This is a genomic window from Rheinheimera sp. KL1 (assembly GCF_001275035.1).
Taxonomy (GTDB): domain Bacteria; phylum Pseudomonadota; class Gammaproteobacteria; order Enterobacterales; family Alteromonadaceae; genus Pararheinheimera; species Pararheinheimera tangshanensis.
The window spans coordinates 17,694-31,477 of record NZ_LAMX01000009.1 but is presented as its reverse complement, the minus strand read 5'-3'; the positions used below and the strand labels follow the sequence as shown (position 1 = coordinate 31,477).

The following is a 13,784-nucleotide window of genomic DNA, read 5'->3' as shown; positions in this document are numbered from 1 at the left end:
TAATTAATTAAGATGGTTAAACTCTAATGAAGTCAGTGACATCTTCTCGTCTGCACATTTCCCGTTGGTTAGGTTTGAGTGCTATTGCGCTACTGAGTTTTTTTGCGACTGCAACTGAATATCAGCCGAACTTTAAGGGCACAGATATCAATGAATTTATCAACATTGTTGGTAAAAATCTGAACAAAACTATCATTGTTGATCCGCAAGTGCGGGGGCGCATTAACGTGCGCAGCTATGAAATGCTGAACGAAAAACAGTATTACCAGTTTTTTTTAAACGTACTGGAAGTCTATGACTTTTCAGTGGTTGAAATGAAAAGTGGTGTGCTGAAAGTGGTGCGGCAAAAAGATGCAAAAACCTCTAACATTCCCGTAGTCAGTGATAATGCCGGCGCTTTGGGCGATGAAATGGTCACCCGCGTGGTTCAGGTGAAAAACGTATCAGTGCGTGAACTGGCTCCTTTATTGCGCCAGTTTGTCGATCAGAGTGGCGGCGGCAGCGTGGTGAACTACGACCCGTCAAATGTCATTATGATGACGGGTCAGGCCGAGACGGTAAATCGACTGGTTGATATTATTTCCCGGGTCGACAAAGCCGGTGATCAGGATTTAGAAATCATCAAACTCAGTTACGCCTCTTCGGCTGAAGTGGTGCGTATTCTGGAGAATATCTATAAAAATCAGGGCAAGTCTGAGCAACCTGAGTTTTTAATCCCGAAAATTGTGGCCGATGAGCGCACCAACAGTGTGATTGTCAGTGGTGAGCGTCAGGCCCGTGAGCGTGTGGTTGCCTTAGTGCAGCGTTTAGATGCTGAGCTTGAAAATCAGGGCAATACTCGTGTCTATTACCTGAAGTACGCCAAAGCGGAAGACCTGGTCAAAGTATTACAAGGCGTCAGTGCCACTATAGCAGCCGAAACTCAGGGGGCGGCAACGCAGGCGCAAAGTGCCAGAACATCCGGTAAGGGCCGTGATGTCAGTATCGAAGCTCATGCTGAAAGCAACTCTTTAGTGATTACCGCTCAGCCAGATGTTTTGCGTTCACTGGAAGATGTGATCCGGCAAGTAGATATTCGTCGTGCTCAGGTACTGGTTGAAGCCATCATCGTAGAAGTTGCGGATAACTCAGGTGCCAATTTAGGCGTGCAGTGGATCAGTGCTCAAGGCGGCTTAACTCAGTTTAATAACGGTGTTGTGCCTATCAGCCAGGTTGCCGCAGGTGCTGCGGCAGCGCGTGAAGTCAAAGGCACTACAGTGGTTAACGAAGAGACCGGCGTCACTACGGTAAACCCGGATCAGAATGGTGACTACACCCAATTGGGAGAGGCCTTAGGTGGTGTAACCGGTATGATGCTGGGCGTCGTAAAAAACGACTGGGGCGCTATTTTGCAGGCCGTCACCACGGACAGTAATTCTAATATCCTGGCGACTCCGTCTTTGACCACATTAGATAATCAGGAGTCTTCTTTTATTGTTGGTGAAGAGGTACCTATTAAGACCACCACCAGCCCAGGTTCAGGCGGCACCAATCCTTTTACTACTTTAGATCGGATTGAAGTTGGTATTAAGCTCAAAGTGACACCGCAGATTAACGAAGGTAATGCGGTGAAACTGACCATAGAGCAGGAAGTATCGGGCCGTAATGGTGATATTGAAGGCAACCCTATCATCGCCAAAAGAGAAATAAAAACCACAGTCCTGGCCGATAATGGTGCCACTGTAGTGCTGGGTGGTTTGATTGATGAAGATGTGCAACAAAGTGAATCCAAAGTACCACTGTTAGGTGATATCCCAGTGCTGGGTGCTTTATTTCGCTCCACCTCATCCAGCAAACGTAAGCGTAACCTGATGATTTTTATCAAACCAACCATCATGCGGGATGACGGCTTGCTCAGTGAAGTCAGTCAGCGTAAGTACAACTATGTGCGGGCGCAACAGCTGGCTCAGGGCGAAAAAGGTATTAACCTGATGCCTGGTGCTGAAACACCAGCTATGCCGGAATTTGATGAGACCTTAATTATTCCGCCGACTTTTGATGAGTATTTACAGAAAAAACAGGCCCAGGACAAAGCCGTAGTTGAACCTGTAGAGCAGGGGAATAACTAATGTCTGCTGTTGATCTGAATGAGATGCAACCTGCTGCAGCCAAGGTGCGTTTGCCTTTTGGTTTTGCTAAACGTTTTGGTGTGTTGTTGCAGGCTCAGGCGGACGGCTGGTTGTTGGTTGTTAATCCTCAAACCCCTCCAACCGCTTTACTTGAAGTACGACGTTTATTGTCTGCTCCTTTTAAAGTACAAAAGCTACAGCAAACTGAATTTGACGCTTTGCTGGAAGCGTCTTATCAAAGAGACTCATCCGAAGCTCAACAAATCATGCAGGATATCGGCAACGAGGTAGATTTAGCCTCGCTGGCCGATGAAATCCCGGAAACCGAAGACTTATTAGAAAACGAAGATGATGCGCCTATTATTAAATTGATCAACGCCATGCTTGGCGAAGCGATCAAGTTAGGCGCCTCAGATATTCACGTCGAAACTTTTGAGAAAAATCTGGTGGTTCGTTTCCGGGTCGATGGGGTGTTACAGGAAGTGTTGAAACCTAACCGTAAGTTATCCAGCTTGCTGGTCTCCCGTATCAAAGTGATGGCCAAGCTGGACATTGCTGAAAAGCGTGTGCCGCAAGATGGCCGTATCAGTTTACGTATAGCCGGTCGTGCCGTAGACGTGCGTGTATCTACTATGCCCTCCAGTCACGGTGAGCGGGTGGTATTACGTTTACTGGATAAAAATAACTCCCATCTGGATCTGAATAAGCTCGGCATGACAGCTGCGGTGCAGCAAAGTTTTTCGCAGCAAATTTTAAAGCCACACGGCATTATTCTGGTTACAGGCCCTACAGGTTCAGGTAAAAGTACCACCTTGTATGCGGGGCTGACCGAAATCAACACCAAAGACCGCAATATTCTGACCGTGGAAGACCCTATTGAATATGAGTTAGAAGGCATAGGCCAGACGCAGGTCAACACCAAGGTCAACATGACTTTTGCCCGTGGTTTGCGTGCTATTTTACGTCAAGACCCTGATGTGGTGATGGTCGGCGAAATCCGCGATTTAGAAACTGCCCAAATTGCAGTACAGGCCAGTTTAACAGGCCACCTGGTATTGAGCACACTGCACACCAATACCGCAGCTGGTGCTATCACTCGTCTGGAAGACATGGGGGTTGAACCTTTTTTACTCTCTTCCAGTTTATTGGGTGTATTGGCTCAGCGTCTGGTGCGTACTTTATGTCCGCACTGTAAACAAGCCCATGAACCGGATAAAGAAGAACGAGCTCTGCTTGGTGTGACAAAAAAAGACGGCACCCTGATTTACCGTGCTGTAGGTTGTGAACATTGTAATCAAACCGGCTATCGCGGCCGTACTGGTATTCATGAGCTGTTGGTGGTGGATGAACATACCCGTGAGCTTATCCATAACGGTAAAGGTGAGCAGGCTATTGAAAAATATATTCGCACTCAAAGCCCTAGTATCCGTCAGGACGGTTTCAGCAAAGTGTTAACGGGTGAAACCACACTAGAAGAAGTGTTGCGTGTGACCCGAGAGGATCTGTAGTGCCAGCTTTTGAATACCAGGCCATGGACGCCAAAGGGCGTCGCAGTAAAGGGGTATTGGAGGCCGATAATGCCCGTCAGGCCCGTCAGTTATTGCGTGAGCAAAAACTAACGCCACTGAGTTTAGACTTGGCTTCCCGACAGGAAAAGCTGCTGGCGTCTGGTAAGAAGTGGTTCCAATCCGGCATCAAGGCCAGTGAACTGGCGTTGATCACCCGCCAAATGTCGACCTTGATTGAAGCTGGTTTACCCATAGAAAACGCGCTGCTTGCGGTGTCTGAGCAATGTGACAAAGCCCGTTTGCGCAGCATGATGATGTCTGTTCGTTCTAAAGTAGTCGAAGGCTACAGCCTGGCTGAAGGTCTGGCGGAATTTCCTTATGTGTTTGATCACTTGTTCACATCTATGGTGGCGGCAGGCGAAAAGTCAGGCCATCTGGATGCAGTATTAAACCGGCTAGCGGATTACACTGAACAGCGTCAGCACATGCGCAGTCAAATTATGCAGGCCTTGTTGTATCCGGCTATTTTGACTTTTTTTGCCATCGCAGTGATCAGTATTTTGCTGGCTGCTGTGGTGCCGCAGATTGTCGGTCAGTTTGAGCATATGGGACAAAGTTTGCCCGGTTCTACTTTGTTTTTAATAGCAGCCAGTGACTTTTTACGTTCCTACGGCCTTTTGGTGGTATTGGCCGTTTTTCTGGCCGTGGCGGCCTTTAAAAGGGCAATGCAAAAGCCTGCCTTTAAATTGAAGATGGACACAAGGCAGTTAAAGTTGGGCTTGATTGGTAAAGTCAGCCGGGGTTTAAACACTGCCCGTTTTGCCCGGACTTTAAGTATTCTGAACGCCAGTGCCGTGCCTTTACTCGAAGCTATGCGTATTAGTGCGGATGTGCTGGATAACAGTTACATGCGCCAGTCTATAGCTGAAGCGACCTTAAAAGTACGTGAAGGCTCTTCGCTGAAAAATGCGCTGGAGCAAACCAAATTATTCCCACCTATGATGCTGCATATGATTGCCTCTGGCGAAAAAAGTGGTCAGCTCGATGGCATGTTGGAGCGTGCTGCTAATACGCAGGACAGGGAATTTGAAACTCTGGTGACTGTTTCATTGAAAGTATTTGAACCTGTTTTAGTTGCCGTGATGGCTGGCATAGTTTTATTTATTGTAATGGCGATTCTGCAGCCTATTTTGGCGTTAAACAATTTAGTCGGAGGTTAGAAAATGCAACAACAAAAGGGTTTTACCCTGCTGGAAGTGATGGTGGTTATTGTTATTTTGGGTGTGATCGCCAGTATGGTCGTACCTAACTTAATGGGTAATCAGGAAAAAGCAGCCAGACAAAAAGTGGTGGTGGACATTCAACAGCTGGAGAATGCTCTGGATTTGTACAAGCTGGACAATGGTTTTTATCCAACCACAGAACAAGGATTACAGGCCTTAGTCACCCAAGCGACTTCAGAACCAGTGCCTCGCTCTTTCCCTGAAGGTGGTTTTATTAAACGTCTGCAAAAAGATCCGTGGGACAACGATTATCTGTTAGTCAGTCCGGGTGAGATGGGCCGTATTGACGTGTATTCAATGGGGCCAGATCGTGTTGCCGGCACAGATGACGATATAGGTAACTGGAATCTGGATGCGCCGGAAGAGCAGCAAAACTAGAAATGAAACACCACCGCGGTTTTACATTGCTGGAAATCATGTTAGTGATGCTGTTGCTTGGCTTAATGGCATCCTACGTGGTGGTGAATTTTGTTAGTGAATCCAGACCTTCACGTATTCAAAAAGAAACGGACAGGTTACAGCAATTGGTGCAGGTACTGTCTGAGACCGCTATTTTAAAGCAGCAGGATTTTGGCCTGATGCTGAACGACAAAGGCTATCAGTTTTTGGTCCACAACGGTCAAAAGTGGCTGGAAGTGGCTGAGCCTAAATTTATGCAATTCCACCCCTGGCCTGAAACCATAAGGGCAGAGCTGGAGCTGGACGGCTTAAGCTGGGCTGAAGACAGTATTTTAGGGCAGGAAGAGTTCCGTAAACTGCAGGAGGAATTGCTCGAGCAGCAAGAAGAAGCAGCTGAAGAGAACGATAAAAAAACTGACCAGGACGACAAGGCCAAAGGTCCGTTAAAAGCCCGTGAGAAACCTTTGTTACCCAACATCTATATTTTATCTTCCGGCGACATCAGTCCTTTTCAGTTGGTATTGGCGGATGAAACTGAGCGCCCTTTTTGGTATCAGGCGCTCAAAGGTGAATACAGTATTCCGCTGGTTAAATCTGCAGTGGAAAATGACAGACCATGAAAAGCAAAGGCTTTACCCTGATAGAGTTGCTGATCGCTATGGCCGTGTTTGCCACAGCGGGGGCTGCGGTGATGAAAGCCGCCTCTGAGCATATGAATTCTATTTCTCATCTGGAGAATATGACTTTTGCTGCTTATGTCGCCGAAAATCAATTAAATGCAGTATTTCTGGAGAAAACCTGGCCGCTGAAGAACACACAAAAAACTGTGGAATTTGCTAACCGCAGCTGGTTATGGCAACAGGAGATTCAAAAAACTGCAGATGCTAATTTCAGTGCTGTGATAGTGAAGGTCAGTCTGGCTGATAACCCCGAAAAAGTGGTGTATCAGTCGCAAACCTTCGTAGGTAAAGCCGATGCTGAACGTTAATACTGCGCGTGGTTTTACCTTTATTGAAATGTTGCTGGCAATGGCTATTTTCGCTTTGGTGGGGTTGGCTTCAGCCAGCGTGTTGTCGAGTGTGACAGAGTCTGATGCCGCATCGCAAAAAGCGGCAGAGCGCTTGGCACAGATACAGCGCTTTTTCCTGATTTTAGAGCGCGATTTAGCGCAAATCAGCGCAAGGCAGATCAGGGTAGAAGGCGAAGAACCCGTCAAATCTCCTTTGCTGGGTGACAAACTGATGCTGGAAAGCGAAGAGGGTGGTTTTGCTTTTGTGCACAATGGCTGGCGTAACCCCGGCATGGTGCTGCCGCGCAGCGAAATTCAGGCCGTTGGGTATCGTTTTCGTGAAGGCAAAATTGAACGACTGTTTAGTTTATTTCCGGATGCAGTCACAGGCACTGAGCCCAAAGTACAGCCTTTGCTGGACAGAGTCACAGGTTTTAAAGTGGAATTCTTAAAAGACGAAGAATGGCTGGAAACCTGGAATGAGGAGAAATTGCCCAAAGCAATGCGCTTGACTATTACCCATGAGCAACTGGGCGAAATGCAGCGTTTTTATACCCTGATGAACGGATTAACATGATGCGCCGTCAGTCTGGTGTGGCATTAGTGGTGGTGATGATGATTGTCGCTTTAGTTGTCGTCATCGCTGTGGGCATGAGTGGCCGTTTGCAGTTGCAGTTGCAGCGACAACTGAATTTACAGCAACAGCAACAGGCTTATTGGTATGGTATAGCGGCAGAGCAGGCCAGTATCCGCTTGCTGAAAAGCACGGTAGCGGGTAAAGAGACAGTAAACTTATCGCAGGACTGGGCTCAACTTGGCGCGACCTTTCCAGTCGATAACGGCACTATCACTGGCAAGCTGATTGATTTACAAAGCTGCTTTAACTTAAATAATTTACAGCGACCCGCCGATCAGCAGCAGGTGGGTGCGGGTCAAACGGCTAGCCAAAAAGCCTTTCAGCGATTGCTTGAATTAAAGGCGACGGATTTGTCGATGCCAGCTGAATATTTAACAGCTCGCATCAGTGACTGGCTGGATGCAGACAGTTTATTGCAAATTGCAGGCGGTGCTGAGCAGGACGACTATGCAGGTTTGCAGATGCCGTTTTATACCGCCAATAGTTTAATGGGGTCGGTTTCTGAATTACGGGTGATGCTGGATTTAACGCCGGCAGATTACGAGCTGGTGCGGCCCTGGGTTTGTGTGATCCCTAAAGTCAGTAGCAGCAAGCTGAATCTCAACACGCTGACAGCGGAAAATGCTGCTTTGTTATCGGCTTATATTCCTGAACTGGATGAAAGTGCTGCCTCGGATTTGATCGGCAGCAGACCGGAAGAAGGATTTGCCAGTTTGGACGAAGTTTGGGCCAGTCCGCAGTTGGCCAGTATCAGTGTCACGGACGAGGTCAAAGCCATGATGGCAATAAATTCGAATTATTTTTTGCTCGAAACTACAGTGACTTACATGGATACCGTGTTTAATCTGGCATCTGTACTGGTGATTGATGAGCAACAAAAGGTAAAAGTGATAGCGCGGCGGTTTGGAGGCCAGTGGTGAACGAACAATTAATAATAAGACTGGGCAGTCAGCCACAGCAGCCAATCAGTTGGTTGGTTTGGTCCGCCGTCAATAAAGAGATTATCGCATCGGGGCAACTGGCTTGCGCTGATGAGCTGTCTGCTTTGTCCGAGCGTCTAGGCCGTCGTCCCGTGGTGGCTTTAGTGCCAGCCGCTGATGTGGTGTTAAGTGAGGTTTTACTGCCTGCAAAACCTAACCGGCAAATTATTCAGGCCTTACCATACATGCTCGAAGAAGAGCATGCTGAGGATATAGAGCAGCTGTATCTGGCCTTAGGTCAATGCCAGCAGCGTGGTAAAGAATATTGGCAGCAAGTGGCTCTGTGTAAAAAAGTGCAACTGGAACAGTGGGTCGGTTCTTTAGTGGTTGCAGGTTTTCAGCCTATGCAGCTGTTGCCTGATGCGTTGTTATTGCCTTTGCATCAGGATGGCGCTTCCGCTATAGAGCTGGCGGGGCAATGGTTGTTACGTCAGGGCCCTTGGCAAGCGTCCAGTATTGAACCTGGTTGGTGGCCAGACTTTTTAAGTCTGGCGAATATTGAGTTAATTCACAGCTACAGCCCCTGGCCAGCAGAGCTACTGCAAAATGTGCAGGCGGCAGAGCCTGAATTGCCTTTAGCTTTACTGGCGCAACAATTGCCGGAACAAAAATTTAGCCTGTTACAAGGGCAGTACGCGCCCAAAAAAGCCGGGAATAAAGTCTGGTCATTGTGGCAAAGTTCTATTGTGCTGGGTACATCTTGTCTGGCGTTGTATCTGCTCACTTTAGCCTTTGGGGTCTGGCAGCAAGGGCAAATGCTGCAGCAACAAAGGGCAGAATTAGTGACTTTGTATAAAAGCCGCTTTCCAGCCGAGTCGACCCGTGATATTTCCCGTCAACTGGCACGTAAATTACAAGGCGGGGGCGCTGTTCAGGACAGCAGTTTATTTAGTCTGCTGAATGATTTACAGCAGGAACTGGCGGCAACAACGAATGTGCGTTTAGATAATTTAAAGTACGACCAAAAAAACAGCGAACTGCGGTTTCAGGCTGAAGCAGACAGCTTCCAGCGCTTTGACAACTTAAAAACCCGACTGGAACAAAAAGGCTTTGAAGTGAAACAAGGGGCTTTAAGTAACGAAGGTGGCAAAGTCCAGGGCACAGTAGCGATGAAGGTGAAAACATGAGTCAAATACAACAACTACACAGCTGGTGGCTGTCGCTGCAAAAACGTGAACAACAGTTGCTGCTTGGTGCGGGTGTGACTTTAGTGATAGCTGCTTTTTATTGGTTGGTGTGGGCTCCTTTGCATCAGAGTTATCAGACCCAGCAGCAACAGTTGCAACAGATCAGTCAGCAGTTATTACAGGTCCGCAGTTACCCTGCGGTCTCAGCACAGACTAAGGTTCAGGGCAGTCTCACTGATTTGATTAGTTCCAGTGCCCGCACCCATAAAATTCAGGTCAGCCGGATGCAGCCACAAAATGATCAGATGCAGGTGATGCTGAATGATATTAGTTTTGACCAACTACTGGCCTGGTTGCATGAATTACAGTATCAGCACAATGTCAGCATAGTGCAGCTGGATTTAGCTGTAGCCGATGCGCCTGGTATGGTGCGTGTTCGTCGTTTATTGGTCGAGTCGTAAATGAACTATAAAAAAATAATCCCGGTCGCTCTTGGTTTGTATCTGGTGTTTTTAGTGATCCTGGCACCTGCTGCCTGGTGGTTAAAGCTGGTGCCTTTGCCTTCACAAATTCAGTTAGGGCCAGTCAGTGGTACTTTGTGGCAAGGTCAGATCCAAGCAGTATCACTGAATGGTTATGTACTGCAGCAGGTCAATTGGCAATTAAAGCCATGGGCTTTATTGACTGGGAAACTGGCGTTGTCACTCGATATTGGCCAAATTCGCCAAACCACTCTGCCTTATGCCAAAGCTCAGCTTTCTTATGGTTTCTCAGGATTAACGATTGAAAGCAGCCAGTTACGTTTGCCGGTTGAGCCTATCATCCCTTTACTGAAATTGCGTTTGCCGTTTCAGGTCGCTGCCAGCGGTACTATGCTAGTGAATATTCAGCAGTTCAGTATGGGACAACCCTGGTGCGAGCAATTGGCAGGTAAAGCCAGCTGGCTGGACGCCAAGTTTCAGGCGCCATCAGGATGGATTGATTTAAAAGCTATAGATGCGACTTTAAGCTGTGAGCAGGGCCAGCTGCAAATGGTGACTGAACCTGGCAATCCACTGGCGTTGAATGTAACGGCGCTGATTGGCGAACAGGGTAACTATCAGCTCAATGGCACGCTCAAACCAGACGCCAGCATGCCAAAAGAAGTGCATCAGGCGATGCAATTTGTCGGGCAGCCTGATGCAGAGGGGCGGTTTACTCTGAAATTACAGAGCCGCTAGTCTCCCGGTCTTACTTGAAGGCGCAACTTTGTTGACTGTGTTCTCTCGTCCCAATCACATAGTGGCCTATGTTCATGGGGACTCATTCACTGGTCGCCTCGTTGCAACTTCAATCAATTAGAGGATGTTGCCTGAATATCCGCCAGTAACACCGAATAATCCTCTATAGCCGGAAACTCAGTGATAGCTCTGCTGGGTTTTTGGCTATCCGGGTTGGCGACTGCCAATAAATGACCTATGCCAAAACGTTGCGCTGATTGCAGTATTGGCAGACTGTCGTCGACAAATAAAGTACGCTTTGGGTCGAAACCAAAACGTTGTTGCAGTCTTTGCCATAACTCTTGTTGTTCTTTAGTTACACCAAATTCATGAGTCGATACCAAAGTATCTATGTAACTGGCCAGAGTAGTGCGCTCAATTTTTAACGACAAAGAATCCGGATGAGCATTGGTGACCAAAATAACTTTGCGGCCAGACTGTTTTAATGCCATTAAAAAAGCCGGTGTATCGGCGCGCATCTGAATTTTATCCATCACTTCACGCTTTAGTTCTGTGATGGGCAATGACAGTCTTTTCGTCCAGTAATCCAGACAATACCACTCTATTTTGCCGTTCAGTTCATGGTATTCTGCTTCGAGTTGCTGTTTGGCATCACTCACACTAATACCGCTAAGTTCAGCCCAACGTTTGGGTAAGTGCTCAAGCCAGAAATAGTTGTCGAAGTGTAAATCCAGCAAAGTACCGTCCATATCCAACAACACGGTATCAATTTGTCTCCAGTCCAGCATAGGTTTTTCCGGCTAATCCATTTATAGTAAGGCGATGGCCCATTGTAGCAGAGGCAGTTTTATGGCGCAGCGCGACCGCGACAAAGAAAAACCGCAAATTTTAGATCAAAAACTAGTGGCTGAAAGCCGGCTGTTTAAAATTGAACAGCTGGATTTGCAATTCAGCAACGGTGAACAACGCACCTACGAGCGAATGAAAGGGGGAAGCCGCGGAGCTGTGATGGTGGTGGCCTGCCCTGAACCTGGTAGTTTTTACTTAATACGAGAATACTGCGCTGGTACTCATGATTATCAGCTGGGTTTCCCCAAGGGTTTAATCGATCCGGGTGAAACAGTCGTAGAAGCGGCAAATCGGGAATTACAGGAAGAAATAGGTTTTAAGGCAGGACGGTTAATTCCTTTAAAAACCGTGGCCTTAGCTCCGGGATACTTTAGTGCTACAATGCATATCGTATTAGCGTTGGATTTAACGGCTTCCAGTTTGCCAGGGGATGAACCTGAACCTTTAGAACTGGTGCCATGGCAGTGGCAACAGCAATTTGAACTGTTAGACCAAAGCGATTTCACTGAGGCGCGCAGTGTAGCGGCCTTATTCTTAGCCCGAGATTATCTGGATAAGCATCAGGATGTTTTTAAGTAGGTTATTAGAACCTGTTAAAGAAGCAGCTCGAGCCGCTGGAGATACCTTATGGTCTATCTACCAGAGTGGCGACTATGAAGCCAAACACAAAGCAGATGAAAGCCCTGTCACCAGTGCTGATTTGGCTGCGAATGCGCTGATTTTGCATGCGTTAACTGAGCTGGCTCCTGATATTCCTATCGTTTCCGAAGAAATGCATTTGCTGCCGCTGCGCCAGCGCCAGGACTGGCCACGTTACTGGCTGATTGATCCTATGGACGGCACGCAAGAGTTTATTGCCCGTAGTGGTGATTTTGCCGTCAGCATCGCTCTGGTAGAGCATGGCTGGCCTGTACTTGGGGTCATTTATTGGCCCAAAGAACAAATCTGGTATTACGCCACCCGGGGGCACGGGGCTTTTAAGCAGCAGCAACATTTGATCAACCGTATTCAGGTGAATCAGCACCAATCCGGTGAGTTACTTAAAATTGCGGTCAGTCGACGCCAGCCGATAGAGCATATTCATCAGTTGTTAAACAAACCTGCCTGCTCAGAATTTATAGCACTTGGCAGTTGCTCATTAAAAAGCTGTTTGGTGGCGGAAGGCGGTGCCGACTGTTACCTGCGTTTGGGTCCTACCGGCGAGTGGGATACGGCTGCTGTGCATGTAATAGTCGAAGAAGCGGGTGGTAAAATTCTTGATAGTCAGTTTGCACCTTTAAGCTATAACCAACGTGAAACTTTGTCGAACCCCGATTTTATGGTGATAGGCCGCTCTGAAGTGCCATGGACTGAACTGATCCGCGCCCACAGCGCCACAAGAAACTTAGACTAACTTCAAAACTGGTCGCTCTCAATCTCACCTTGTTTCACCAGTTGTCGCCATTGTTGTTTGGTGATGATGTCGACACTTTCATGTAACTCAGAATATAAAATCACCAGTTGGTTAGCTTCCAGCTGACTTTTCACCTGAGCTACTTTCACGCCCAGACTAATGTCCTGCTCGCCATATTCAGTGCCTTCACGTAGTACAAAAGCTTCAATCAGAGCGTCCAGCGTGTCGGAGGATAATTGTTCGTGGGGGATCAATAACATCAGATTTGTCCTAAAAACTGTGCAAGGTAAGGTGGTAACTGTTGCTCTAACCAATATTCCGCTTTAAAAGGTGTGTTGCCTGTGACAAAACCGACATGACCGCCATGACTGGATAGTATCAACTGCACAAAAGGCGGTATTTCATCGGCTTTGGGTAACACTGCCGGAGATAAAAATGGATCATCTTTGGCATGCACCAATAACAGCGGAATACGCACTTGTTTTAAAAAAGCTTTACCGCTGGATTTTTGATAATAATCGTCAGCATTGTGAAAGCCATGCAGTGGCGCCGTCAGTAAGTCATCAAATTCACGAATCGTTTTTAACGCCAGAATTTGCGCTTTGCTGACCGGTAGAGGGAAGTCTTTGTGTCTGTCCAGCTTGCGCATCATAGTGGCTTTGAGCCGCCCCAAAAGATACTGCTGATACACTTTGCTGCCACCCTGATTAATACGCTCTGCGCTTGGAGCTAAGGCCAGAGGTGCTGATACAGCCACAGCTGCCTTTAATACGCAGTGTGCACCTTGTTCGCCACAATACTTCACCAGTACATTGCCGCCCAAGGAAAAGCCAATAGCGGCCAGTGAGCGACCTGGATAACGCAACTGAATTTGTGCTATCAAAAAAGCCAAATCGGCGGTATCACCTGAATGGTAAGCTCGAGGTAACCTGTTAGCGACACCGTTACAGCCGCGAAAATGCATCAGTACTGCTATAAAACCCTGGTGTTGCAAAGCCTGCAACATGCCAGCTGCATAGTGGCTGTGGATATTTCCTTCCAGACCATGCAACACCACTACTATAGGTTTAGCTGAGGCCAGCTCCGGATTTTCTGTCCAGTTCAGCTGGATATGATCGCCATCCGGCAAGGCCAGCATTTCTGTTTCTGTCGCTAAAGCACGACGTGGAGCCAGATACTTAGCCGCTATAGTTTGCAGATGGCAGTTACGCAGCCACCATGCCGGTTTAAAAGCTGAGGGAAGTTTTACCATTTCAGGGGCTTGCAAAATC

Annotated in this window: 16 protein-coding genes; 13 read left to right on the top strand and 3 right to left on the bottom strand. The window is 47.6% G+C overall.

All coding sequences use genetic code 11. From position 1 onward, the window contains the following. Positions 1–26 precede the first annotated feature (26 nt). Genes gspD through WH43_RS03660 form a run of 11 tightly spaced genes read left to right on the top strand, consistent with a single transcriptional unit; the run spans position 27 to position 10,271 of the window. Positions 27–2,108, top strand: coding sequence for a type II secretion system secretin GspD (gene gspD / locus WH43_RS03710; RefSeq protein ID WP_053423310.1), 2,082 nt, complete (start codon positions 27–29; stop codon positions 2,106–2,108). Continuing rightward, positions 2,108–3,616, top strand: a complete 1,509-nt coding sequence (gene gspE / locus WH43_RS03705; protein ID WP_053423309.1) for a type II secretion system ATPase GspE — start codon at positions 2,108–2,110, stop codon at positions 3,614–3,616. Before gspD ends, gspE begins: the two co-directional genes overlap by 1 nt. Further along, a complete protein-coding gene (gene gspF / locus WH43_RS03700) occupies positions 3,616–4,836 on the top strand; it encodes a type II secretion system inner membrane protein GspF (protein WP_053423308.1) in 1,221 nt (406 codons plus the stop codon). Before gspE ends, gspF begins: the two co-directional genes overlap by 1 nt. Before the next feature lie 3 nt (positions 4,837–4,839). Further along, the gene (gene gspG, locus WH43_RS03695) at positions 4,840–5,277 is read left to right on the top strand and encodes a type II secretion system major pseudopilin GspG (RefSeq protein WP_053423307.1); all 438 of its coding nucleotides are present in this window, start codon (positions 4,840–4,842) and stop codon (positions 5,275–5,277) included. Positions 5,278–5,279: 2 nt separating this feature from the next. Continuing rightward, positions 5,280–5,918, top strand: a complete 639-nt coding sequence (gene gspH / locus WH43_RS03690) for a type II secretion system minor pseudopilin GspH (RefSeq protein WP_053423306.1) — start codon at positions 5,280–5,282, stop codon at positions 5,916–5,918. Beyond that, positions 5,915–6,286 carry a type II secretion system minor pseudopilin GspI gene (gene gspI / locus WH43_RS03685; protein WP_053423305.1) on the top strand — a complete coding sequence of 124 codons (372 nt, stop codon included), beginning with the start codon at positions 5,915–5,917 and terminating at the stop codon, positions 6,284–6,286. The genes gspH and gspI overlap by 4 nt, the downstream gene beginning before the upstream one ends. Further along, positions 6,273–6,884: a type II secretion system minor pseudopilin GspJ gene (gspJ, locus tag WH43_RS03680; protein ID WP_053423304.1), complete on the top strand. Its 612-nt coding sequence runs from the start codon at positions 6,273–6,275 to the stop codon at positions 6,882–6,884. The genes gspI and gspJ overlap by 14 nt, the downstream gene beginning before the upstream one ends. Continuing rightward, positions 6,881–7,864, top strand: a complete 984-nt coding sequence (gene gspK / locus WH43_RS03675) for a type II secretion system minor pseudopilin GspK (protein ID WP_286049446.1) — start codon at positions 6,881–6,883, stop codon at positions 7,862–7,864. Before gspJ ends, gspK begins: the two co-directional genes overlap by 4 nt. Next, positions 7,861–9,051, top strand: a complete 1,191-nt coding sequence (gene gspL, locus WH43_RS03670) for a type II secretion system protein GspL (RefSeq protein WP_053423302.1) — start codon at positions 7,861–7,863, stop codon at positions 9,049–9,051. The genes gspK and gspL overlap by 4 nt, the downstream gene beginning before the upstream one ends. Then, positions 9,048–9,512, top strand: a complete 465-nt coding sequence (locus WH43_RS03665; RefSeq protein WP_053423301.1) for a type II secretion system protein M — start codon at positions 9,048–9,050, stop codon at positions 9,510–9,512. The genes gspL and WH43_RS03665 overlap by 4 nt, the downstream gene beginning before the upstream one ends. Beyond that, positions 9,513–10,271: a type II secretion system protein N gene (locus WH43_RS03660; protein ID WP_053423300.1), complete on the top strand. Its 759-nt coding sequence runs from the start codon at positions 9,513–9,515 to the stop codon at positions 10,269–10,271. Between the two features lie 113 nt (positions 10,272–10,384). On the opposite strand, the gene yrfG is transcribed toward WH43_RS03660, so the two are convergent. After that, positions 10,385–11,059, bottom strand: a complete 675-nt coding sequence (gene yrfG / locus WH43_RS03655) for a GMP/IMP nucleotidase (RefSeq protein ID WP_053423299.1) — start codon at positions 11,057–11,059, stop codon at positions 10,385–10,387. Positions 11,060–11,120: 61 nt separating this feature from the next. Here yrfG and nudE point away from each other — a divergent pair, with 61 nt between their 5' ends. Beyond that, entirely contained in the window at positions 11,121–11,699 is a 579-nt protein-coding gene (gene nudE, locus WH43_RS03650; protein WP_053423298.1) for an ADP compounds hydrolase NudE, read from the top strand. Next, positions 11,686–12,513, top strand: a complete 828-nt coding sequence (cysQ, locus tag WH43_RS03645; protein ID WP_053423297.1) for a 3'(2'),5'-bisphosphate nucleotidase CysQ — start codon at positions 11,686–11,688, stop codon at positions 12,511–12,513. The genes nudE and cysQ overlap by 14 nt, the downstream gene beginning before the upstream one ends. A 2-nt stretch (positions 12,514–12,515) precedes the next feature. Here the strand turns inward: cysQ and WH43_RS03640 are convergent, their stop codons facing one another. Then, positions 12,516–12,773 carry a YheU family protein gene (locus tag WH43_RS03640; RefSeq protein WP_053423296.1) on the bottom strand — a complete coding sequence of 86 codons (258 nt, stop codon included), beginning with the start codon at positions 12,771–12,773 and terminating at the stop codon, positions 12,516–12,518. Next, the gene (locus tag WH43_RS03635) at positions 12,773–13,765 is read right to left on the bottom strand and encodes a hydrolase (protein ID WP_053423412.1); all 993 of its coding nucleotides are present in this window, start codon (positions 13,763–13,765) and stop codon (positions 12,773–12,775) included. Before WH43_RS03635 ends, WH43_RS03640 begins: the two co-directional genes overlap by 1 nt. Positions 13,766–13,784: the final 19 nt, after the last annotated feature.

What these genes read in the sequence shown, in the direction of transcription:
- gspJ (WP_053423304.1), top strand. Translation starts at nt 6,273, where the DNA reads ATGCTGAACGTTAATACTGCGCGTGGTTTTACCTTTATTGAAATGTTG.
- gspG (WP_053423307.1), top strand. Translation starts at nt 4,840, where the DNA reads ATGCAACAACAAAAGGGTTTTACCCTGCTGGAAGTGATGGTGGTTATT.
- WH43_RS03640 (WP_053423296.1), bottom strand. Translation starts at nt 12,773, where the DNA reads ATGTTATTGATCCCCCACGAACAATTATCCTCCGACACGCTGGACGCT.
- gspH (WP_053423306.1), top strand. Translation starts at nt 5,280, where the DNA reads ATGAAACACCACCGCGGTTTTACATTGCTGGAAATCATGTTAGTGATG.
- gspI (WP_053423305.1), top strand. Translation starts at nt 5,915, where the DNA reads ATGAAAAGCAAAGGCTTTACCCTGATAGAGTTGCTGATCGCTATGGCC.
- gspD (WP_053423310.1), top strand. Translation starts at nt 27, where the DNA reads ATGAAGTCAGTGACATCTTCTCGTCTGCACATTTCCCGTTGGTTAGGT.
- cysQ (WP_053423297.1), top strand. Translation starts at nt 11,686, where the DNA reads ATGTTTTTAAGTAGGTTATTAGAACCTGTTAAAGAAGCAGCTCGAGCC.
- gspK (WP_286049446.1), top strand. Translation starts at nt 6,881, where the DNA reads ATGATGCGCCGTCAGTCTGGTGTGGCATTAGTGGTGGTGATGATGATT.
- gspE (WP_053423309.1), top strand. Translation starts at nt 2,108, where the DNA reads ATGTCTGCTGTTGATCTGAATGAGATGCAACCTGCTGCAGCCAAGGTG.
- WH43_RS03660 (WP_053423300.1), top strand. Translation starts at nt 9,513, where the DNA reads ATGAACTATAAAAAAATAATCCCGGTCGCTCTTGGTTTGTATCTGGTG.
- WH43_RS03635 (WP_053423412.1), bottom strand. Translation starts at nt 13,765, where the DNA reads ATGGTAAAACTTCCCTCAGCTTTTAAACCGGCATGGTGGCTGCGTAAC.
- nudE (WP_053423298.1), top strand. Translation starts at nt 11,121, where the DNA reads ATGGCGCAGCGCGACCGCGACAAAGAAAAACCGCAAATTTTAGATCAA.
- yrfG (WP_053423299.1), bottom strand. Translation starts at nt 11,059, where the DNA reads ATGCTGGACTGGAGACAAATTGATACCGTGTTGTTGGATATGGACGGT.
- WH43_RS03665 (WP_053423301.1), top strand. Translation starts at nt 9,048, where the DNA reads ATGAGTCAAATACAACAACTACACAGCTGGTGGCTGTCGCTGCAAAAA.